The sequence below is a fragment of the bacterium genome, from assembly GCA_037147175.1.
GTDB lineage: Bacteria > Cyanobacteriota > Vampirovibrionia > Gastranaerophilales > UBA9971 > UBA9971.
Window position 1 is genome coordinate 1 of sequence record JBAWVS010000029.1, and the last position, 21214, is coordinate 21214.

Sequence of the window (21214 nt, forward strand, 5' to 3'; positions counted from 1 at the left end):
TTAATTTTTCTCTTCTTTTTTTATCGGAGAATCAATAAAATTTCTTAAGGTCCCTTTATTAACCCTGATATGTTCGGAGCTATATTATTTGATTCTCCGGTCAAGGCAGGATTTCCGTCACCGGCAGAAGATTCTATTGAAAGACGTGTTTCTTTGGATTCTATGTTTAACATTGATGCACCCTCTACTTTTATGTTTAAAGTTTCCGGTGATTCAATGATAGATTTAGGAATTTTTGAAGGCGATATGGTTATAGTAAAAAGATGTGCCTCGGCTTCAGATGGTGACGTAATACTTGCCTGTGTTGACGGAGATTATACGCTTAAAACTTTCAGAAAAAAGAACGGCAAAGTTTTTCTTGAGGCAGCAAATAAAAAATATCCTATTATCATTCCTGAAAGGGAATTGACTATTTTTGGCATTGTAACCGGTTCGGTTAGAAGATTTTAATAAATTATTAACCGCAACATGCATTTTATTAACTCCCTGATACTAGGGGGAAGTCTACTCTGCAAGTATTTTAATTATGAAAGGATCAAAAATGAAAAATTATTCAAATCCGGAATTAAGCAACCGTTTCAATTTATATTTGCTTCCGCTTCGTCTTAGAATTAAATACCATGAAGTAGTTTCACAAAATCTCTCCTGTAAATTCAGCGCTTGAAGTTACGTTTTTAATTTCTGCGAGTGTTTTTATGTCGATCCATATTTCTGAATTTAAATTTGCTACGACACTTTTTTCGTTCATATACATTGCTCCTGATATTTTTCTACACCGTACAAGCAATCATAAATCGGAATGCGGAAATTGGAACTCTTGTTCCGTCAGTTGTGTCGCACTTGCATCAATAAATATTTACTGCGTGTCAAAATTTATGCGAGCAAAGTTTGCCGGCAAAATTATTGTGCCGTAGCAAAAGTGAAGTTGCATTTGCGAGTGTAAATAATTCTCCTGCGCAACAAATTTCATGTAATTTTATGCAAAAAAATTGAAATTAAAGTTTGCTAGCAAAAGTGTATTTGTATTTTCAATAAAAAAAATTTTGCTACGGGTCGGAAATCTTTGCTAGCAAACTCGCTGATAGCGGAATTTCTTCCGGGTTTCCTTCCATGTGCTTCCAACTTCCCCTGTTTTTGGCATATTTATTTGATTTCTGCCACTTTTTACCGTCCCGATAAAACCCCAACTTTAGGGGATTTCGGCTATATTAATTAAAAATCTGCGGAAATTAAGTTGTAATTTCCGGTAGAAATACGGTAAAAATCACCCATTTTTGCCCAATATTAAAATACGGCTTAGAGGTTCAGTATATTTACATTATAGCGGTTTTATTTCACTGCAAACTACCGCTAAAAAAACACCGTCTTTGATAAACTACGAATTTTAGCTCAAAATGTAAATGGGGCGGATGATGGGATTCGAACCCACGGATGCCGAGACCACAACCCGGAGCCTTAACCACTTGGCTACACCCGCCACCATTAAAAAATTTATAAAGAAATGAGATTGTAACTTTGACCCAAAGAGCCTTCTGTCAATAACATTTTAGTTTAAAAAGAGAAAGCGGGCGAAGAGACTCGAACTCTCGACAATCTGCTTGGAAGGCAGACACTCTACCAACTGAGTTACACCCGCGTAATTTTCAAATTGTTCCTAAAGCATCGGGATGACAGGATTCGAACCTGCGACCCCCTCGTCCCAAGCGAGGTGCGCTACCAAGCTGCGCTACATCCCGTGACTTTGAAACCATTTAAGTTTATCTAACACTAACTTTAATGTCAAGGAAGATTTTTATACTTGATAGCTTAATTTACAAGGATAAATGTTTAAATTTCTACAAGACAAGTTATATTAATCCAGATAGAATACTGTAACAACTTTATGACTTTCTTCCGCATAAGCTACTGCTTTGTGAAGCGTTCCGCTTGTGTGTGAAAGGAAGCATATTAATTGTTGACAGTCGTCAATAATTTCTCTGTTACAAATTCTACTTGCATCAGCCAGAGTCATCATTGCTCTGTCAGGATGTTCAACTATATTAGGAATACCTATAAGCTGATCCTGAACATCTGAAGGCTGTTGACCTATTGTTTGTGGCAAAATCACAACTAATTTTGCAGGTTCAGCTTTCATCCCACCCCTAATAGCAGCCGCGTTAGTTCCGCTTGAACCGCCGCTTGTTATAATTGTATTGCCTTGGGCAACAAGCGCATAAGATAATGTTTCAATGATTTGCTGATGGGTTATTGGAAGGTTTCGACTGCCAATAATAGCGATTTTTTTAGATGACTGTTGTATAGTTGCCAATTCATGCGCCAGTTGGTCAATGGCTTCCGGCATATCATCGGCTTCATCTAAATTCCCCAAAGGTACCATTATTGTTTGGCGATCTTTATCTTCTGTCATCCTTTATTCCTTATCTCTCTGTATAAAACAACATTGAAAAATTTAATTAATTAATTATATACTTAATTATTGTTAATGACAAACAATTAATTGTAAAAAATACACACATTATTAATTTTTTTTATTATATATCAAAATTATCTCTATTATCTAAATGTAAAGAAATTATTAAGATTAAACAACTTTTATTAAAAGACGCAATATTAAAAAGTAATTTAAAATATTATAGTAAGGAATACTATTTAAAAAAAGAAGCTTTTTAATGAACGAAATTTTATCAGGATTAAATTCTCCGCAAAAATCCGCTGTAAGACAGGAAACTGGATGTCTTCTCGTTTTAGCAGGTGCAGGAAGCGGAAAGACAAAAGTATTAACGCATAGAATAGCGTATTTAATAGAAAATGGCGCAAAACCATGGGAAATTTTGTCTGTAACTTTTACTAACAAAGCTGCCAAAGAAATGAAAATAAGGCTTGATAATATTTTAGGAGAGAAAACGGCGGGACATCTTTGGATTGGGACATTTCACAGTATTTGCGGAAGGATTTTAAGACAGGAAGTTGAAAATTATCTGGTTAAAGGCGAAATTTTCAGAAATTCCAACTACGTAATTTATGACGAAAGCGACAGCTTAAGCATAATAAAGCAGGCACTTAAAGCTGAAAACCTCGATGATAAGGTTTATCAGCCCAGAATGGTGAAATCCGCAATCAGTATGGCAAAGAACAAAATGATTGACGTTGATAAGTTTGAAGCACTTGCAAGAGATAATCGTGAAAAAAACATAGCCCGAGTTTATCAGCAATATGAAGATGCATTGAAGTTAAATAACGCTCTGGACTTCGATGATCTTCTTCTTGTCACTGTAAAAATGTTTGAGGCCAACGAAGAAATCCTTAATAAATACAAATCAAGATTTAACCACATACTTGTAGATGAATTTCAGGATACAAACCAGCCTCAGTACAGGTTGATAAGTCTTTTATACAAAGGAACCGAAAAAGATTTTGATATAATAAATAACGGCAGAAGCCTTTGCGTAGTAGGAGATATAGACCAGTCAATCTATAGCTGGAGAGGTGCTGACTATAAAATTCTTCTGAATTTCCAAAAAGAATTCCCCGGTGCTGAACTGATTAAGCTTGAGCAGAATTACAGGTCTACAGGAACTATTCTGGAAGCTGCAAACAATATTATTAAGCATAACAGAGACAGAATTTCCAAAAATCTATTCTCTAACAAAGGTCAGGGCGAGCAAATTGTCTGTAACGAAACACAGGATGAGTCGGAAGAAGCTCATTTTATTGTTGACAGAATAAGAGAGCATACAGCTCCAGGTAAACGTACGCTTAGCGAGTGTGTGGTTCTGTACAGAACAAACGCACAGAGTAGAGCGTTGGAAGAAGCTTTCATGTCCAGAAAAGTCCCTTATGCAATGGTTGGTGGACAAAAATTCTATGAAAGAAAAGAAATCAAAGATATAATTGCATATCTAAAGCTTATCTATAATCCGAGCGATTCACAGAGCTTAAAAAGGATTATTAATGTACCTAAAAGAGCTATAGGAGCTACAACTGTCAAAAAAATTGACGAAATAGCTCAAAAAAATTACACATCCTTGTTTGCTGTACTGGAAAGAATTGATGAATTTTCTGAATTTTCAGGAAAAGTCGCACTTAAACTTAAAGAATTTGTAAAGCTTATAAATAAGTCCCGAGACAAAGTCAATGAATCTGTATTAAGCGAATATTTGTCAGTTTTGATCGATGATATTGGATATATTGACGAATTACGCGCTGAAGTTACACAAGAAGCCGACAGCAGGATTGAAAACATTCAAGAATTTATAAGCGTGGCGCGAGCGCAGGAAGATATGGGGCTTGATACTGAACTTGGCGAATTTTTGACGCGCATGTCGTTAATTAGCGACATAGATTCTCTGTCAGACACAAATGATGCCGTAACACTTATGACACTCCACGCTGCAAAAGGTCTTGAGTATCCTGTTGTATTTATGGCAGGACTGGAAGAAGGCATGTTTCCTCACTCCCGCTCATTAAACAATAATACAGAGATGGAAGAAGAAAGACGGCTTATGTATGTCGGAGTTACAAGAGCAGAAGAACAGCTCTATTTTACTTATGCAAAACGCCGTTTGATTTATGGAGATTACCGATATTTCACGCCTAGCAGATTTTTGCAGGAAGTTCCACAGCATCTTATGAAAGTTCTTGGCTATAAACCCGTTGAAAAGAGAGCTTCTATCTATGAAACGACCACTCCGAGAAGCACAGGATATAATGCAAATAGTTTCTCTAATTCTTCTATTGACTCTAAAGTCGGAAATAATTCGACTTTCGGGAAAAATTTTCGTCTTCCTGATTCATTGAGGAAGAATAAAGAAACTTCAGCAGTAAAAACTGTTACCACTCCTAAAGAAATAGCCTCTTCATCTAAAACAGCTAATCCTGTTACTAAAAAATCTATAGAGCTTTTTGAAGTTAAAACGAGAGTTTTACACCCGAAATTCGGAATTGGAGAAATAGAACAGATAGTTAATGTCGGTGATATTCCTATGTATTCGGTAATGTTTAATGACATAGGACGTCGTGCAATAGAAGCCGAATCAGGCGTTCTCAAAAAGTTTTGAGTTATTAAACTAATTTAATACCTTTAACAAATTAACCAGCACCTGCGGTATTTTCTTTAACGACTCAATCTTAATCACTCCACCCATAGCTATTGCTTCTTTTGGCATTCCAAAAACGATACAACTTGCTTCGTCCTGGGCAATTGTATAAGCACCGTTATTTTTCATTTCCAAAAGCCCTTTTGCTCCGTCTTTGCCCATGCCGGTCAAAATAACTCCTATAGAATTGCTTCCTGCATATTTAGCAACTGATTGAAAAAGTACTTCTACTGCAGGTCGTTGATGATGAACGAGAGGACCATCTTTTATTTCCACGTAATAGCTTGCGCCGCTTCTTTTCAGAACCATGTGTTTGTTTCCCGGTGCAATAAGAACTTTTCCCGGTGTTGCGAGATCTCCATTTTCTGCTTCTTTTACTTCTAAAGAACAAAGAGTATTTAATCTATCCGCAAAAGATTTTGTAAAATGTTGAGGCATGTGCTGAACGATAACAATTGGAGGCATATTCCCCGGCAATGCGGTTAAGACTTCTTTTAGAGCTTCTGTTCCACCTGTTGATGCGCCAATAGCAATTATTTTATTAGTTGTTTTTATCATTGCATTGCTTTTTTGAATATTTTGAGGAGGAGTAGAAAAATTTACATTTGAAAGCAATCTTAACGGTTTGATTTTTGCAACTGCTTTGATTTTTTCTGCAAGCTGTTCGCTCATATCCCCAACAGAATAAGATTCTCCCGGTTTTGACATAACTTCTGCCGCCCCGAGTTCAAGGGCCCTTAAAGCAACATCACAGCCTTTTTTTGCCAGAGAACTTACTATTATTACAGGCATTGGCTGATGTCTCATTAATTTTTCAAGAAAAGTAAGCCCGTCCATTCTCGGCATTTCTATATCAAGAATAAGCACATCCGGCTTAAGTTCGACTATTTTGTCCCTGCCGATAAAAGGATCAGGCGCAGACCCAACTACTACTATCTCAGGATCCTTTGCGAGTTCCTGAGTAAAAATTTTTCTTACCATCGCAGAATCATCAATTATTAAAACTTTAATTGCCATAAAAATTTGTCATTACCTGTTCCTAAACTGCATTAGCTCTATTGACCAACGCTAACGGCGAACTCGCTATGTCTTTTATTTTTTTTAAAAAGGATTTTTCCTCTAATTGTTAATTTATTTAAAAATCCTGTTTTCTTTTTCATAATTTATCCCTTTGTTATTTAAAACTTTAATGGACAGGCCAGTCACTATCTCTTAATTTATTTACTTTATAAACTGCAAGTTCTCCTGTTTCCGTATCAAAAACAACTTTTCTCCCCATTTCTCCGGCAGTATCAACTGTTATTACCTGTATAAAATTTTCTCTCAAGATTTTTTCGGCAATAATTATATTTTCTTTGCCAATCATTGAGCTTCCCATTAAAGGATTTTGAGAACCTCCAACTATGTGTGCTTTAAAGTTTGCTCTGGAAGCACCGAGGTTGACTAGCATTTTTATCATATACGGAACTGCAATTATTCCATACTGGGAGCTTCTTTCTCCTTTTTTAAACGGTCTGGGATGAATATGATGGTTCATTCCACCAAAACCCTTTACAGGATCCCATATGCACACAGAAACACAAGAACCAAGCACTGTTGAAATGAGGTGCGGCTCTTTGCTCACAAAAATACATCCGGGATGCAAAAAATATTTTTGCTTTTCATGTTGCATATATTTTTAACTCATAATTTCATAATTGTCGTTAAATTGAAGTGCGTTTTTAATGGTTAATAAAAACAAATGCATTTCAGATCTATAAGTATCGTTGTTTTGAATTTCAGGATCATTACAAATTTTTTCTATATAGTATACTGCGTTAATTATTATATTCATGTCATTTATTAAATTTTCATCTTTGTACGTTAAATTTTTCTTGCATTTATTTAAAAATAACTCAATTACTATACAGATATTTTTAACGCAAGAATACTCTACAAAATCGGATATTCCACTTATGCAATGAAAAGCACGAAAAAGCTCATGAATTATCTCATTTTTTTGAAGAAGTATAATTTTGTCAGCAGAGTTTAAATTTATTTTTAACAATACAGATCGGATGATTCCAATTTGTACAAATATTTCTTCTGTTAATTCTTTTGTTACATCATCTATTTTATTATTTAACATATCTGGCAAAAATATCCTTTATCTTGAAGTTTTAATAAGACCCAAACTCTCCATTTTTTGAATTAATTTTTGCTTATCGATAGGTTTAACAAGATAACCCTCGCATTGCTCTCTAAAAGCCATTTTGATATTATCAGAATCATCAAGAGCTGATGTCATAATGACTTTAACTCCATCAAGACCATATATTTCTTTTTGTTTTTCAAGTTGTCTGATTTCTTTAAGAACCTCTTGTCCGTTCATTTCCGGCATCATAATATCAAGGCAAATAAAATCATAAACTTCATTTTCCTCAAATGCCACTTTAAAAGCTTCAACAGCTTCTTTACCATTGACTGCAATATCACACTGTCCGTATTCTGAAAGATATTTCAAAAGTATTTTCCTGCTTGTAAAATCATCATCTACAATTAATATTTTCATATTTTTCTCCTTATTCTTAATCTAAATATTTTTTTTCATATAGACAGTCGGCTGTATGTATTCAAATTTATACTGTTTCTGATTAAGGCTTTCCGAATGACCAATAAATAAAAGACCTCCGCCCGGAAGAACATTATAAAATTTCTTTATTAAGTTTTCTTGCGTTTTAAAATCAAAATAAATCATTACATTACGGCAAAAAATAATATCAAAACTATTTTGGAAAGGGAAAATATCCATCAAATTAAATGTTCTGAATGTTATTAAATTTTTTAGTTCTTGTATAACTTCATATTCAGATCCTACTTTGTTGAAATACTTACCAAGGAAATAAGGATTTATCATATCTTCGGCATCAAGTGTATAAACAGCCTTTTGAGCTTTTTCTATTACCCCAGCACTCACATCTGTTGCCAGAATTTTTATATTTATTCCGGCAGGTAAGTATTCTTTCAAAACTATTGCAAGTGTATAAGCTTCTTTTCCGTTTGAACAGGCCGAAGACCATACCCTTATTTCGTTGTTTCGTAATATTCTCGGGTTATGTTTAAAAATCGAATCTAATTTGTTTCTTATGAACTCAAAATGATTATCTTCCCTAAAAAAATTTGTTTTATGAATTGTTATTTCATCAACAAATTTTGACCAATGTCCATTTTTGTTATTACTTAACAAAAAATCATGATATTCGTCAAAACATTCTATATTAACAGCCCTCATAAGCTTGCTGACTTTAGACTGAATCATTTCTCTTTTAGCTTCACTTATATAAATTCCCAGTTTTTCATATATAAGTTTAGTGAATTTATCAAATTGATTATTATTTAGCTTATCCAAAGTTTAATTCCTTATATATGAACAGTAATTTTGAATTTATTTCTATATCTGATAAAAAAAGTGCAGGGCTAATACTAGCCCTGCTTTAATGCTTCTGTTCTAAAACCCTTGTGTATCATCCTCAAGAGGTATAACATCTTCAGGTCTTACTGTTTTTGAATTTTTACCTGATGACCTTGATGATATTTTATTGATTACAGGTGTTCTTCTATTTATATTTGGAATATTTCTTTGATTTTGAGCGTTGTTTGACAATGCAACATAGGTTTGTTCTTGGATGGCATTTGCTCCGTTTACCAATGCTACCAGCGAATTAACTATATCTTTCATGTTTACAGCCTGACTGGAAAGTTCTTCAGAAGCAGATGCGCTTTCTTCTGCCGTTGATGCATTAGATTGGACTACCTGTTCCATTTGAGAAATTGCTTTGTTGATTTGAGCAATGCCTTGAGCTTGTTCCTGACTTGCTGCTGCTACTTCATCAAGCAGTTCGCTTACTTTTCCTGCCTGCTCATTAATTTCGGTTAAAGACGTATTAACATTTTTTGAAACAGTAACACCCTGTTCTGAAAGATGTATATTGCTTTCAATAATAGATGCTGTATCTTTTGCGGCTTGGGCTGATCTTTGCGCCAGATTTCTAACTTCTTCGGCTACTACCGCAAAGCCCATTCCTGCTTCTCCTGCTCTTGCTGCCTCTACTGCGGCATTAAGTGCAAGAATATTTGTCTGGAATGCTATTTCATCAATAACTTTTATTATTTTTGCTATTTCATCCGATGACTTTTTAAGTTCTGACATCGAAGTCATCATTTCTGCCATTTCTCTGTTGCCTTTTACTGCGGCATCTTTTGCATTTTTGGCTAATATTGCTGCTTGTTTTGTGTTTTCTGTATTTTGGCGAACCATTGATGCTGATTGCTCAAGCGTTGAGGATGTTTCTTGTATTGAAGCTGCCTGTTCTGCGCTTCCTTCCGCTAATTGTTGGCTGGAAGAAGATAGCTGGCCTGAGGCTGAAGATACTTGCGAAGCACTTTCATTAAGCCCGTCTACTATTTTATTAACAGGTTTTGTAATACCTATAACGATTATCCAGGCAAGGAATGAACCAAACCCTACTGCTGCCATAAGTCCTACAATCATTAATCCTGATGAAGCTGCGAGTGCAAGTGCAGAACCAGATGCAGATCCTTGTGTGTTTTTCATCCCGGATTCAGCAGTATCCTGTGCAGCTTTTAATACTTGGTCGGCTACTTCTCCACGTTTTTGACCAATTTCTTGAAGTTGAATCCATTTATCAAGGAAAGTTGTCATTGCTAATTTATAAGAGTTTGCAGCTTCTTTTGTTTTGTCAATTTGTTCAATATTAGCAGCCTGATGAGTAATAGTCCTTAAATCAGCAAACATTGCATCCATTTTAGCAAAATTGCCTTGAGCCTCTTGAATAACTTTAGGCTCTCTCAATGCTTGAGATTTCCAGACAGCAATTCTTGTGTTATTTCCAATATCAATAATATTGTTTACAATTTGTATTTTCTTGTAGCGTTCTGATAATTTTGCACCTTTAACTCCGGAGGCTATTTCACTTTTTAAAGAAGTTTCCTGACCATTCAAAAATTGGTTACAGTTATCCATATATAATTTAGCATTATCATTAAGATTTTTTCTCTCATCATTTAATCCGGCTATAAGGGTTTCGGTTTGGTTTACCAGTCCGGTGTATTCATCAACTTTTTCTTGGGCTTTAAGAGCGTTTGCTTTTAATTCACTCAATAAAGGATATTTGTCTCCAAGAGCTGTCGCGTCTTTTAAATAAGAATTCAATTTTTCTAAATCTTTTTTACCTGTTTCAAGATAACTTCTGTCTTCTGTAAAACCATAACTTTTTATTGACATCATTATCGCCAACGATGTTCTTTCAACATTATTAGCAACCGCAACAGACGGGACAAGCTGCTTTGCAAGCAGATTTGACTGTGTTTGAGCGTTTTTCATTGATAATACACAAAAACCGCCCAGTATAATTGCAATAAGTAAAATTGCAGCAAAACCTGCTGATATCTTAAAACCCAACTTCATATTTTTAAACATTTGCCAGACTTCCTTTCGTATCACTATTTAATAAATTAATCATTTCATCGCAGTTAATTATTGTTTCGATATTCAAAAGCATCACAACTTTGCCTTTAACCTTACCTAAGCCGGTTAAAAAGCCTGTTTCAACTTTAGTTCCGTATTGAGGAGGAAGTTCAATTTCTGAAGACTGAATATTTACAACTTCTGAGACCATATCTACTACAATACCCATAAGTCTTTTAGCTTCATTTATAAGAACTTCGACAACAATAATACATGTTCTTTCGTTATAATCTTTTTCATTCATTTTGAATTTTAACCTGAGATCCATAATAGGAATAATTTTTCCGCGCAGATTAATTACGCCTTTGATAAACTCAGGAGTTTGCGGCACATGAGTTATATCCATTAATCCTATAATTTCTTTTACTTTTAGGATTGGAATTCCGTAATCCTCATTGCCAAGCGAAAACGTTAAATGTTTTCCGTCTTGTACTTCCATTAATTTGCTCCTTCCGTTACATATAAGTGTTCTATATCAAGAATTAATGAAACTTTACCATCACCCAGAATTGACATTCCTGATACATATTTTAATTTTGAAAACTGATCCCCGGCAGGTTTTACGACTATTTCCTGTCTTCCGATAACATTTCTTACCGGTAATGCTTTATATTTGTGATCAAGTTCTATGATTACTAACAACTTTGGTTCTTCAATCTCTTTGTTCGTCCTGAAAAGCTCCGAAATAGAAATTAAAGGAATAATATCTTCTCTCACTTTAATCATTGATCTGGTTCCCTGCACAGAAACCCATTGTTCTTCTTTGGGCTGAAGTATTTGTTTCACGTTTATAGTGGGAATTATGTAGTTTGAACCTTCTATATCTACTATAGTTCCGTTTAGTACAGCATGATTTACAGGGATTTTAAGTACAAAAGTGCATCCCTGTCCTTTTATACTATTTATTTCAATTTTTCCTCCTATTTTTGACATTTCTGTCTTTACCACATCCATACCAACCCCGCGGCCTGAAATATTATTAGCGACATCCAGCGTAGAAAATCCCGGAAGTAATATAAATTCCTGAATTTCTTTTTCGGTATATTGTTTATTTATGTCGACAAGTCCCTTTTCAACTGCTTTTTTATAAACTTTTTCTATATCTATTCCTTTGCCGTCATCAGAAATTTCAATATAAATACTTCCTCTTTTGTTATAAGCACTAACCCGAACATTCCCTTTTTCCGATTTTCCCGAATTAAAACGTTCTTCCGGTGTTTCAATTCCGTGAGCAATAGAATTTTTAACAAGATGTACAAGCGGATCCAGAAGTTTTTCGGTTACTATTCTGTCTATTTCCGTTTCATCTCCTGATGTTGTAAAATCAATATTTTTGCCAAGTTCATTAATGGTATCTCTTGCTATTCTTGTTATTTTTTGGAATGTTGATTTTAAAGACACCATTCTTAAAAACATTGAAAGATTTTGAAGGTCTTTAGTTATTCTTGTCATACGACCAAGATTTATATTAAAGAAACTATCTCCGCCATGATTGCTTAAAGTATATTGTTCTATCAATGATTGAGCGATTATCAGTTCTCCAACCATATCAACAAGACTGTCTACTTTGCTTGTCGAAACTCTCATGTATTCTTCGGATATATTATGTTTGGTTTGTTGAGTTTTTAAAGCTTTTATAATTTCAGAAGGGTTGGCTTTTTCTTCTTTAACCACAACCTGTCCGAATTTTAAATCAGGATAATTTTCTTTTTGTTTTTCAAGAATTATCTGAACTTCTTGTTGCTCAATAACTCTTTGTTCAACAAGAATTTCGCCTATTTTTTTGTTGCTGTTATTTGTTGCTTCTATGCTTGTAAGTTCATAATAATCAAGCACTTGCAAATGAGAATTAACTTCGGCAATAAAATCTCTATCTTTTACAAGATTATTCTCTGAGCAGATTTTGTTTATATAATCGGAAGAAGCCAATATTAAATCTATTAATGCTTTATCGACAGCGACTTTCCCCTTTTTGCAACTGTCCATAATTGTTTCAGTTTGGTGTGCTATTTTCTGTATAAGATTTTGATTTACAAAACCTGCTAAACCTTTGATAGTATGAAAAGATCTAAACATTGAATGAATTATTTCTTCATTTGAAGGTTCTTTTTCAAGATAAATAACCTGTGATTCAATATTTTCGATATGTTCTTTTGCTTCGAGTATAAAATCCTGCAAAAATTCATCATCAACTGCTTCTTCTTCTGCAATTACTTGTTCCTCTGCAATTTTCTCTTCATTTTCCATTTGGTTGAGATGAAAATCAACTTCTTTAAGAAATTCAGAATCCTTTACAATAGACAGGTTTTCACAAATTTTCTTAATATAATCAATAGTTGTTAAAACAAAATTTATAATAGATAGGGTTATTTTTAATTTCCCTTTTCTTCCTCCGTCTATAAGAGTTTCGGTTTGATGAGTAATTCTCTGGATATAAGTTTGTCCGGCAAAACCTGCTAACCCTTTAATCGAATGAAGATCTCTAAAAATTGAGTGCATAAGATCTATATCATCAAGATTTTTTTCTAATTCAATAACATTTGACTCTAATAAATCAAGATGCTCTTTAGCTTCAATAACAAAATCCTTTAAAAATTCCGTATTGTCTTCGAATTTAACAGGGATAGAACCTTCAATTATTTGATCCAGATTATTATTTTCCTGTTCTTCAAGGTTGATTATATGCGTAAAAATTTGATCTAAAAATGCTTCGTTATCATTTAGGCTTAATTCTGAGCATATTTGATTTATATAATCAGTTGACTTTAAGATTAAATCAATCATTTTTTTATCAGGCTTTGTAATTCCTTTTCGGCAGCCATCCATTAATGTTTCGGTTTTATGAGCAATTCTTTGGATAGTATCTTGACCTACAAAGGCTGATGACCCTTTAATATTATGAAAAGATCTGAACAAACTATTTATAGCCTCAATAGACTCGAGGTCTTTTTCCAGTATAAGAGCATTAGTTTCAATAATTTCTATATCTTCAAGTGCTTTTGAAATAAATTCAGGCAAATATTCGCTATAATTAACAACCTGACTTTTTACGAATTCTTCTTCATTAAGAATTCGTTTTATCAATTCATCAACTTTTATTTCATCATTACTCAAAATTATATTGTTCCTTGCTTTTAAATTAATATACGATCAGGTTTTTTATAAATAATATATAAATCTCTATTTTTTAACTGCCTAAAGCCTCAAAAATTGTTGTTGTAAATAATTCAAAACTAAATGGCTTAGGCAAAAAATAATTAATTCCAATTTCTTTAGCTTTAATAATATTGTCTTCATTAAATCTTGCACTTATAAACAGAATCTTTTGGCCGGAGTTTTCTTTCAATATTTCTTTAGCCGCCTCAAATCCGTCTATCCCCGGCATATCAATATCCATAGTTATCAAATCATAATCTTTAATACGTGCTATCTTGACTCCAGACAATCCATCAGGTGCATAATCAGCATCAATGATGCCATTAGCCTCTAAGTTCTTTGCAATAATCTTATACATTGTTTGTGAGTCGTCGATTACAAGTATTTTGCGATTATTATTCATTTTTAATCCTTTTTTGTTATTGGAATAAATATTTTTTACTCAATACAGTATGCTATATTGAATTTTGTTTCTCCAAGTTTAAAAAAAAGTTTTTTTGAAGGGGCTCTACTTATCATTAAAAACATTTTTTTACCTGTTACGATTGTTGGTGTTGAAATATCAACAAGTTCATTTATTTCGGCAGCTATTTTTCCTACGGTACTTCCGCCCAAAATATTCATAAACTCTGAAAGAGCGCTCTTTGCCATCATATCAAGCTCCGGTACTTCCGCTCCCCCCATCATCCCTGATACAATTTTCAAAGCAGAATCTTTTGTCAGGCCGACAACCATACTGCCGGTTATTCCGTGTGTTAAACCAATCAATATATTTATTTCTTCACAGGAATTAAGAGATTTTTCAGGCAATTCACACATAAATTTATGTTCAAGTCCGAACATAGGCAAAATTTCTGTGCATGCAGCAGTTACATATTCTTTTAAACTTGTAATTTTTTCAGACATAATTTATTCCTCAAATCCAATATCAAGAGAAAATATACCTTGTTTTCCTCCATAACAAACAACTTCTGATTGCATTAGAGGAGATGTGATTTCAAGGTCTTCCCCTGAAAAAATAGCAGGCGGCGCAAGCCAGAATTCTCTTTCTTTATACTCATTATTTGCATAAGTTGTTGCTCTTCCACAGAAAATATTTGCAAATTCAGCGACATATAAATATATATCTTTAGCATCATCAAAAGGCTCTCCAAAATTCATTGCCAGAGCAAAATTAGTGGTTGTTTCAAAAGTGCTTTCAAGAAGGATTCTTCCTTTGCTTTTTCCACAAGTGCCTATTATTATTACAACTTTATTATTACTTTTTAACTCAGGGGACTCATCAGGTTTGTATTCCGACTCAACAAGCTCTGTAGTTACTTCTTCAAAAGCTTTTTTTATAAAAGCAACAAATTTATCAAATTTTTGTTTTTCAATCGACATTATTAAGCTCCTAACAAGCTGTTTACAGCAGTGAGAAGCTCTTCAGGCTTAAAAGGTTTGGTTACAAAATATTTTATTCCTATTTCTTTGGCTTGATTTAATAAAAGATCATCGCCCATTGCGCTTAACATTACTATCTTTATGTTCTTATTTTTTTCAAACAGTGCTTTTGCTGTTTCAATACCATCCATAACAGGCATAGTTACATCAAGTGTTATAACATCAGGATTGTATTTCTCATACATTTCAATGCCTATTTGACCATTGGAGGCATTGTCTACAACTTCAAATCCATTTGGTTCAAGAGCTCTTTTTACAGCTTTGAATATAAATGGCGAATCATCAATTACAAGAATTTTTGGCATAATTAAACCTCTAACTTATTAAGTCATCTACAACTATCAATAAATTTTTTGTCAGCTATTATATGAAGAAAAAATAATTAAATTTAATATTTATAAAAAATTTACAGAATTGTTCCCTCTCTTTTTCTCCTTAATAATTGTTTTCCCTGCACAAACAAAAACTAAACTTCTATATTTTCGGTTTTATATATTTTACATTTCTTTACAATATACTTTACGCTTATATTCGAACAAATATTTATATTAATTTACTCTTATAAAATAAAAAATATGAAAAAAATAAAAAAACTTAAATAATACCAGTTTATTTGTTGATTATACTTTTAAAACATTTTTTAAACAACCATTATTTTTAAAAAACAAATATAGTGTTTGATAAAATTTACTTAATAAATAACTGTCACTTTCTCTTATTTTCAGTCTGTCAAAAACTTAAAAATAAAAAATTAGAGAGTAGGCGTATTTATTTTATTTAAATTTAAGTGTAACTTAGAAGTTTCCGACAGTCGTAATATAAGTATTGAAAGGAAAGTTAAAAATGTCAGAACAACATTGCAAATGTGGAGAACATTGTCAATGCGGAGATAAACCCCGTCAAGAACATCATGAAGAACATTGTCATTGCGAAGAAAAATTCATGAAAGTTGCCGATGAAGCATGGATGGAACTTTTAAAAGAAAAAATCAAAGCTGAAATCGAAAAGAAACAAGGAGACAGCCTGGAAAAACTTGCTGAAATAATAACAAAAGCAAATTCAGAAAAATGGAGACATAAAATTACTATTAAATCTAAATGCGAAGAATATAAAAATAATCTTAAAGATTTCTTTTCATCTAAATATTAAAAATATAAAAATTTGTTAATAAGAATGTAGAAGTGTTTTAACAAATACTTCTACATTCTTTCTATAATAGCTTTTACCAGTGATTTGAAATCTGTTTTTACTTTATTTGCCGTTTCAATAACTTCTTGATGATTTAAAGGCCTGTCTAAAATTCCTGCTGCCATATTTGTTAAACAGGAAATCCCCAGAATTCTAATCCCCATGTGGTTTGCGGATATAACTTCTGGGACTGTAGACATTCCAACCGCATCAGCTCCTAAAAGCCTTAACATTCTTATTTCCGCAGGGGTTTCATAAGTTGGTCCCGTCATGGCCGCATAAACACCTTTTTTGATTTTTATATTTAACTCGCTTGCAATTTTTTCAGCCAGATTTATAAAAAATTTATCGTATGCATAACTCATATCAAGAAATCTTGGACCCAATTCGTCATTATTTTTGCCGATAAGCGGATTATTTCCCAGTAAATTAAGATGATCTTCTATTATCATTAAATTTCCGGGTGCAAAATTTTTATTTACAGCGCCTGCAGCGTTTGTAATAATTAATTTTTCTATTCCGAGAAGTTTCATAACTTTTACTGGATAAACAACTTCCTCAATAGTATTTCCTTCATAGTAATGGAGTCTTCCTTGCATTGCGACAACTTGTTTTGATCCTAATTTTCCGATTACAAGTTTTCCTTCATGTCCATGTACGCTAGAGGATTTAAATCCGGGTATTTCAGAATAAGGAATACTTATCCCTTTTATTTCATCTGCGATTTCTCCGAGTCCTGAGCCTAATATAAGACCTATGCCTGGCTTTTTATCAAGAACTGCGATTTTAGAATTTATATAATCCAAAGAATTTTTCATTTTACCCTTTATATTTTATTAAATATCTACAAATTCATCCTAAAGTTTACCACCAAAAATAAGCAGAAAATAAATTTATTTTTTTAGCAATTTTTGACAACTATTTGTTTTTATAAATATAGGAGAGGTAATAATATTTTAATTATTTAAAATTAAGGGGAAAAAGGATATGGGAAATCTTGATGGTCTGGGTTTAGATGGAAATCCTTATTACAAACTAATTTGCAAATCAGCTTCAATGATTGGGGAAAGTCTTAAAAACCCCGGCTTTGAAAATTCCAACAATATATTTGCAGGAATCCCCGGAATGCAAGGATATAATCAAGCAGGAGATTCCTTTAAGTCTAGTAATGCTGATCGTCCTATAGGCCAAGCCCAATTAGGCAATATGGATAACCAGATAGTGACTGCTGCTTTACAATCTGCAGGATTACCTTCCAGCTTAAGATCGGTCGCAATAGAACACCTTGCGGCTATGAACAAAATAGGAAATTCAAATTCCGGCAATAATATAAGCAACTATACAAACAGCGCTCAAGAAAAAGTAGCAAACTTAGCCGAATTTTTACAAAATTACAGCAGCCGTTTTGGAAATCAAGGAGAGTTAACAAAAGCTGATTACCTGCAAAACGTATCACAAATGCAATCGGAGAAAATGCAATCAGAAGGTGCTCCGAGTTTTATACCTCCTAATTCTCCATTTTGGAATGCTAAAGATTTTTCGCACGAATCTAACGTAGCAACAGCACTGGCCTTTAAAGCAGTACAAGATACAGGATTTACTCCACCCGCATATCTCACAAATTCAACATCAGGTTCCGGAATATCAGGAAATAGTAACGATAATAATGATTATCAAAACTTTTATAACAGCAACAAAAATAACTCAAAATATGCGAAATTATCACCACAAGAACTTAATAAAGCATTGCAAGACGATTATAAATACAATCGTGTACAAAAAGCACTTATTTTTGGACCAAATTATTAGGTTTTAATTTACAAAATAATAAATAGAAGAGGAGAGAGGAAATGGCATCATCAATTCAAGGAAATCCGCAAAATCAAAAATTTAATGACTTATTTAACTCAATAGTTAAAACAGATTTAACTTCTGATAAAAAAATAGGCAATATCTTCAGCAATCAATCAGTCAATTCTGACTATAAAAATGCATTGATGAGCAAAGATCCGAATGCAAAAAGTGAATTTATAAAAGAACTCTTAACTTTAGATTATATTGGCGGAAAAAATGCCGATAAGAGAATTGATGGTTTAACAGACGGAGAAAGTATTTTTGCACTTAAAGACGGTAAACAAAAAACCGAACTGTTAGACACTTATAACCAAACAATAAATGAGCTAAGTGCAACTAAAGCACAAGAACTCAATCAAACAGGTAATGATAATAATTTATTAAATCCTCCTGATTTAGACTCGTTTGATCTTGTAGGAAATGACTTGAGAATGCTTGTTGGTCAACTTCTTACACAAAGAAACTATTCTCCTGAACAGATCAAGGACTTGAATTCCAGAGGCATTTACACTTCTGTATCTGAGATGACTCCTGAAATGATAAAAAATATTACGGCAGGAAAAGTTAAAAGTCTTCAAGCAGGAAATTTTGGAGGAGTTAAATTAAGTCAGGCACAAGTCGGCAACGCTGAGATAATTGCGGCTACAATAGTTGATGAAGGTAAAAAAGGAAATAAATCTCCTGAAGAAATTCATAAAGCTGTTGTTATTGCTTTAGCAACTGCAATGCAAGAATCAGGCTTAAAAAATATCGGTTATGGCGACAGAGATTCAGTTGGTCTTTTTCAGCAACGCCCTTCCTGCGGATGGGGTTCTAAAGAACAATGTAAAGATCCTGTATATGCGACACACAAATTCGCAGAAAAATTATATCAAACAGATTATATGAGTAAATCTGTATCGGGTGCTGCTCAAAATGTACAAAAATCAGCATTCCCTAATGCTTATGCTAAATGGCAACAAATGGCAGAAGCTCTTGCAACTGCTTTATTATCATAGATTTTTTGATATTGACATGTATCCTAAAAAACAAGTCATATTGAAATTTATTCAAAAAGGTTCTTATAATTATAAGAGCAAAAATTACCTATTAAACAATCCAGAGATCTGAGAACTTCATAAGAAAGACCTGCTTCAGAAAGTTCTTCTGCTTTAAGTCCGAATAAAGTTATCATGTTTTTAGCTGAAATACTTGCAGGGTCGTTTGCCAAATCTTCTATTACCATTGCCAGAGCATTTTGACGTGTAAAGTTTAGTTGAGTTTTATCATTTTTTGCTCTTGCAATTATCCTCTGCTTGGATTTCCCCAAATCTAACCACCTTCTTGACTTATTATATTGACTTACAACCTTATAATTTGTAACAAATTGCTGAATCGCATAAGTTGTCTTTACTCACAACATGATGAACAAATTTTTTGTTCTGTATTTAATATAATATTCTTTCAATTTTTTTTTAAAATTCATTTATTTGTTGATTAAACAAAAAAATAAAGGCTGATAAGGATAACAGCCTTTATTTATGTTAATTTTATTTAACTTTTTTTATTTTCCGTCTTTTATTAATCTTCCATCGGAATAACTAAATTCTGATCAATTTGAAGATCATCAGGAGTTTTCATTTTATTTAATATTTGAATTTTTTTAATTTTATCGGGACTATCTGTTCCGTAAAATTTATAAGCAATCGCGCCAAGTGTATCGCCACTTTTAACTTTATATTCTGTTGTTTTATCAGAAATAACTGTTCCTGCCTGAGTTGAAGGCACAACATTAACAGTTGGTTTTATATTAGCTTTTTTCCAGAGATTTAAATCAGAAAGATTATCTTTTGAAGGAACACCTATATTAATAACTAAAACCACTAATATTGTGCAAATAGCTCCTGTAATAAAACCTGCACCTAAATAAAACCCGGGAGATCTGTCTTCCCGATGATTTACTTTGAAGCCTTGCCATAAAACATCCAGCTCTCGGTCGTGTTCTGATCTTACATAAACACCCGGTGAAGAATCATAGTTTGTTGATTTCTTTGGTAAAAGTTCGTCCAATGCCATAGCCCTTTCTTTTGACACGTTAGACCTACGTAATGTGTTGTTTCTCATTATATCCCTTACCTCTTTATTTCCCCAGCAGGATAATTATTAAATCTCTCTTCTTCTTATAAATAAAATATTTAAAAACATAATAAAGTAGAAATAGCACAGAATCAAGATTATTAATAATTATTGTTAATCAGTAATAAAAAAAAATTATGTAAAATCAATTAAAATACAATAAAATCAGGAAATTTTGATAAATAAATCATTTTGTATTATGATACAATCTTTATTAATTCTTAACAATTATGAATAATTATTAAAAACGTAATGAGGAAACATAAATGAAAAAATTATGGATATTTACACTTATTTTAATTATAAGTATTTTTTGTTATAGTAATAACTTCAAAGTTTATGCAAAAGAATCCAGAAATAAAGAGGTACAAATGAATAAAGAATTTACACAAGTAAGAGCAAGTCACTTGCTTGTAAAAACAAAAGAAGAAGCTGATAAAATCAGAGAAGAAATTTTAGCAGGAAAAGATTTTTCCGAAGCGGCCAGAGAAGTATCATTATGTCCTTCAGGAAAACAGGGCGGAGACCTTGGATATTTTGGAAGAGGACAAATGGTTCCCGAATTTGATACAGCAGCTTTTAGCCTTCCTGTAGGAGTAGTTTCAGAGCCTATAAAAACACAATTCGGCTGGCATCTACTAGTGGTAACGGGTCAAAAATAGTACAGGTTGATATTGACTAATATCTTTGATGGCTTATATTAAAATAAAAAAGAACAATAAGGCGACATGGCCAAGTGGTAAGGCAGGAGTCTGCAAAACTCTCATCCCCAGTTCAAATCTGGGTGTCGCCTTTTTTCTTTTTCATTAAGAAAAAAGACTTATACTTAACTTAT

23 protein-coding genes and 4 tRNA genes are annotated in these 21214 nt (G+C 33.1%); 7 read left to right on the forward strand and 20 right to left on the reverse strand.

Annotated elements, in window-relative coordinates; translation table 11 throughout:
* Positions 1–44: 44 nt before the first annotated feature.
* Complete coding sequence (locus WCG23_08005) at positions 45–173, reverse strand: hypothetical protein (protein MEI8389817.1); 129 nt, start codon at positions 171–173, stop codon at positions 45–47.
* Here WCG23_08005 and WCG23_08010 point away from each other — a divergent pair.
* Entirely contained in the window at positions 154–450 is a 297-nt protein-coding gene (locus tag WCG23_08010) for a S24 family peptidase (protein MEI8389818.1), read from the forward strand. The two genes, WCG23_08005 and WCG23_08010, sit on opposite strands and share 20 nt — an antisense overlap.
* Positions 451–1401: 951 nt before the next feature.
* Here WCG23_08010 and WCG23_08015 read toward each other — a convergent pair.
* The 4 genes from WCG23_08015 to WCG23_08030 form a co-directional block, all read right to left on the reverse strand.
* A tRNA-His gene (locus tag WCG23_08015) sits at positions 1402–1477 on the reverse strand.
* An 86-nt stretch (positions 1478–1563) separates the two neighbouring features.
* Positions 1564–1636, reverse strand: a tRNA-Gly gene (locus WCG23_08020).
* Positions 1637–1662: 26 nt separating this feature from the next.
* A tRNA-Pro gene (locus tag WCG23_08025) sits at positions 1663–1736 on the reverse strand.
* Positions 1737–1852: 116 nt separating this feature from the next.
* Complete coding sequence (locus tag WCG23_08030) at positions 1853–2407, reverse strand: DNA recombination-mediator protein A (GenBank protein MEI8389819.1); 555 nt, start codon at positions 2405–2407, stop codon at positions 1853–1855.
* Positions 2408–2669: 262 nt separating this feature from the next.
* Here WCG23_08030 and WCG23_08035 point away from each other — a divergent pair, with 262 nt between their 5' ends.
* Entirely contained in the window at positions 2670–5057 is a 2388-nt protein-coding gene (locus WCG23_08035) for a UvrD-helicase domain-containing protein (GenBank protein ID MEI8389820.1), read from the forward strand.
* A gap of 9 nt (positions 5058–5066) precedes the next feature.
* Here WCG23_08035 and WCG23_08040 read toward each other — a convergent pair whose 3' ends face one another.
* The 12 genes from WCG23_08040 to WCG23_08095 all read right to left on the reverse strand — a co-directional run bounded on the left by WCG23_08040 (position 5067) and on the right by WCG23_08095 (position 15527).
* Positions 5067–6113 carry a chemotaxis response regulator protein-glutamate methylesterase gene (locus tag WCG23_08040; GenBank protein ID MEI8389821.1) on the reverse strand — a complete coding sequence of 349 codons (1047 nt, stop codon included), beginning with the start codon at positions 6111–6113 and terminating at the stop codon, positions 5067–5069.
* Positions 6114–6282: 169 nt separating this feature from the next.
* Positions 6283–6768: a chemotaxis protein CheD gene (locus WCG23_08045; protein MEI8389822.1), complete on the reverse strand. Its 486-nt coding sequence runs from the start codon at positions 6766–6768 to the stop codon at positions 6283–6285.
* Positions 6769–6774: 6 nt separating this feature from the next.
* Positions 6775–7224, reverse strand: coding sequence for a hypothetical protein (locus WCG23_08050; protein ID MEI8389823.1), 450 nt, complete (start codon positions 7222–7224; stop codon positions 6775–6777).
* An 18-nt stretch (positions 7225–7242) separates the two neighbouring features.
* A complete protein-coding gene (locus WCG23_08055) occupies positions 7243–7647 on the reverse strand; it encodes a response regulator (GenBank protein ID MEI8389824.1) in 405 nt (134 codons plus the stop codon).
* A gap of 21 nt (positions 7648–7668) precedes the next feature.
* Positions 7669–8484 carry a CheR family methyltransferase gene (locus WCG23_08060; GenBank protein ID MEI8389825.1) on the reverse strand — a complete coding sequence of 272 codons (816 nt, stop codon included), beginning with the start codon at positions 8482–8484 and terminating at the stop codon, positions 7669–7671.
* A 99-nt stretch (positions 8485–8583) separates the two neighbouring features.
* Entirely contained in the window at positions 8584–10575 is a 1992-nt protein-coding gene (locus WCG23_08065) for a methyl-accepting chemotaxis protein (GenBank protein ID MEI8389826.1), read from the reverse strand.
* The gene (locus WCG23_08070) at positions 10568–11062 is read right to left on the reverse strand and encodes a chemotaxis protein CheW (GenBank protein MEI8389827.1); all 495 of its coding nucleotides are present in this window, start codon (positions 11060–11062) and stop codon (positions 10568–10570) included. The genes WCG23_08065 and WCG23_08070 overlap by 8 nt, the downstream gene beginning before the upstream one ends.
* Positions 11062–13737, reverse strand: coding sequence for a chemotaxis protein CheA (locus WCG23_08075; protein MEI8389828.1), 2676 nt, complete (start codon positions 13735–13737; stop codon positions 11062–11064). The genes WCG23_08070 and WCG23_08075 overlap by 1 nt, the downstream gene beginning before the upstream one ends.
* Positions 13738–13810: 73 nt before the next feature.
* Positions 13811–14182: a response regulator gene (locus WCG23_08080; protein MEI8389829.1), complete on the reverse strand. Its 372-nt coding sequence runs from the start codon at positions 14180–14182 to the stop codon at positions 13811–13813.
* A 35-nt stretch (positions 14183–14217) separates the two neighbouring features.
* Entirely contained in the window at positions 14218–14685 is a 468-nt protein-coding gene (locus WCG23_08085; GenBank protein MEI8389830.1) for a chemotaxis protein CheX, read from the reverse strand.
* Positions 14686–14688: 3 nt separating this feature from the next.
* Positions 14689–15162, reverse strand: a complete 474-nt coding sequence (locus WCG23_08090; protein MEI8389831.1) for a chemotaxis protein CheX — start codon at positions 15160–15162, stop codon at positions 14689–14691.
* A 2-nt stretch (positions 15163–15164) separates the two neighbouring features.
* Entirely contained in the window at positions 15165–15527 is a 363-nt protein-coding gene (locus tag WCG23_08095; GenBank protein MEI8389832.1) for a response regulator, read from the reverse strand.
* 538 nt (positions 15528–16065) lie between these two features.
* Here WCG23_08095 and WCG23_08100 point away from each other — a divergent pair.
* Positions 16066–16371: a hypothetical protein gene (locus WCG23_08100; GenBank protein ID MEI8389833.1), complete on the forward strand. Its 306-nt coding sequence runs from the start codon at positions 16066–16068 to the stop codon at positions 16369–16371.
* Positions 16372–16421: 50 nt separating this feature from the next.
* Here the strand turns inward: WCG23_08100 and WCG23_08105 are convergent, their stop codons facing one another.
* Positions 16422–17228, reverse strand: a complete 807-nt coding sequence (locus WCG23_08105; GenBank protein ID MEI8389834.1) for a purine-nucleoside phosphorylase — start codon at positions 17226–17228, stop codon at positions 16422–16424.
* 169 nt (positions 17229–17397) lie between these two features.
* On the opposite strand from WCG23_08105, the gene WCG23_08110 reads away from it, so the two are divergent.
* Together WCG23_08110 and WCG23_08115 are read left to right on the forward strand one after the other, a co-directional pair.
* On the forward strand, positions 17398–18219 hold the full coding sequence (locus WCG23_08110) for a hypothetical protein (protein MEI8389835.1): 822 nt from the start codon (positions 17398–17400) through the stop codon (positions 18217–18219).
* Between the two features lie 41 nt (positions 18220–18260).
* Entirely contained in the window at positions 18261–19262 is a 1002-nt protein-coding gene (locus WCG23_08115; protein MEI8389836.1) for a hypothetical protein, read from the forward strand.
* A gap of 47 nt (positions 19263–19309) precedes the next feature.
* Here the strand turns inward: WCG23_08115 and WCG23_08120 are convergent, their stop codons facing one another.
* A complete protein-coding gene (locus WCG23_08120) occupies positions 19310–19573 on the reverse strand; it encodes a hypothetical protein (protein MEI8389837.1) in 264 nt (87 codons plus the stop codon).
* 251 nt (positions 19574–19824) lie between these two features.
* The gene (locus WCG23_08125) at positions 19825–20367 is read right to left on the reverse strand and encodes a LysM domain-containing protein (GenBank protein ID MEI8389838.1); all 543 of its coding nucleotides are present in this window, start codon (positions 20365–20367) and stop codon (positions 19825–19827) included.
* A gap of 278 nt (positions 20368–20645) precedes the next feature.
* On the opposite strand from WCG23_08125, the gene WCG23_08130 reads away from it, so the two are divergent.
* On the forward strand, positions 20646–21041 hold the full coding sequence (locus WCG23_08130; GenBank protein MEI8389839.1) for a peptidylprolyl isomerase: 396 nt from the start codon (positions 20646–20648) through the stop codon (positions 21039–21041).
* Between the two features lie 60 nt (positions 21042–21101).
* A tRNA-Cys gene (locus WCG23_08135) sits at positions 21102–21172 on the forward strand.
* Positions 21173–21214: the final 42 nt, after the last annotated feature.

Coding starts and splice junctions, on each gene's coding strand:
- WCG23_08095 (MEI8389832.1), bottom strand. CDS start 15,527: ATGCCAAAAATTCTTGTAATTGATGATTCGCCATTTATATTCAAAGCT.
- WCG23_08105 (MEI8389834.1), bottom strand. CDS start 17,228: ATGAAAAATTCTTTGGATTATATAAATTCTAAAATCGCAGTTCTTGAT.
- WCG23_08090 (MEI8389831.1), bottom strand. CDS start 15,162: ATGTCGATTGAAAAACAAAAATTTGATAAATTTGTTGCTTTTATAAAA.
- WCG23_08115 (MEI8389836.1), top strand. CDS start 18,261: ATGGCATCATCAATTCAAGGAAATCCGCAAAATCAAAAATTTAATGAC.
- WCG23_08125 (MEI8389838.1), bottom strand. CDS start 20,367: ATGAGAAACAACACATTACGTAGGTCTAACGTGTCAAAAGAAAGGGCT.
- WCG23_08070 (MEI8389827.1), bottom strand. CDS start 11,062: ATGGAAGTACAAGACGGAAAACATTTAACGTTTTCGCTTGGCAATGAG.
- WCG23_08130 (MEI8389839.1), top strand. CDS start 20,646: ATGAAAAAATTATGGATATTTACACTTATTTTAATTATAAGTATTTTT.
- WCG23_08030 (MEI8389819.1), bottom strand. CDS start 2,407: ATGACAGAAGATAAAGATCGCCAAACAATAATGGTACCTTTGGGGAAT.
- WCG23_08040 (MEI8389821.1), bottom strand. CDS start 6,113: ATGGCAATTAAAGTTTTAATAATTGATGATTCTGCGATGGTAAGAAAA.
- WCG23_08050 (MEI8389823.1), bottom strand. CDS start 7,224: ATGTTAAATAATAAAATAGATGATGTAACAAAAGAATTAACAGAAGAA.
- WCG23_08055 (MEI8389824.1), bottom strand. CDS start 7,647: ATGAAAATATTAATTGTAGATGATGATTTTACAAGCAGGAAAATACTT.
- WCG23_08065 (MEI8389826.1), bottom strand. CDS start 10,575: ATGTTTAAAAATATGAAGTTGGGTTTTAAGATATCAGCAGGTTTTGCT.
- WCG23_08005 (MEI8389817.1), bottom strand. CDS start 173: ATGTTAAACATAGAATCCAAAGAAACACGTCTTTCAATAGAATCTTCT.
- WCG23_08080 (MEI8389829.1), bottom strand. CDS start 14,182: ATGAATAATAATCGCAAAATACTTGTAATCGACGACTCACAAACAATG.
- WCG23_08045 (MEI8389822.1), bottom strand. CDS start 6,768: ATGCAACATGAAAAGCAAAAATATTTTTTGCATCCCGGATGTATTTTT.
- WCG23_08035 (MEI8389820.1), top strand. CDS start 2,670: ATGAACGAAATTTTATCAGGATTAAATTCTCCGCAAAAATCCGCTGTA.
- WCG23_08085 (MEI8389830.1), bottom strand. CDS start 14,685: ATGTCTGAAAAAATTACAAGTTTAAAAGAATATGTAACTGCTGCATGC.
- WCG23_08100 (MEI8389833.1), top strand. CDS start 16,066: ATGTCAGAACAACATTGCAAATGTGGAGAACATTGTCAATGCGGAGAT.
- WCG23_08110 (MEI8389835.1), top strand. CDS start 17,398: ATGGGAAATCTTGATGGTCTGGGTTTAGATGGAAATCCTTATTACAAA.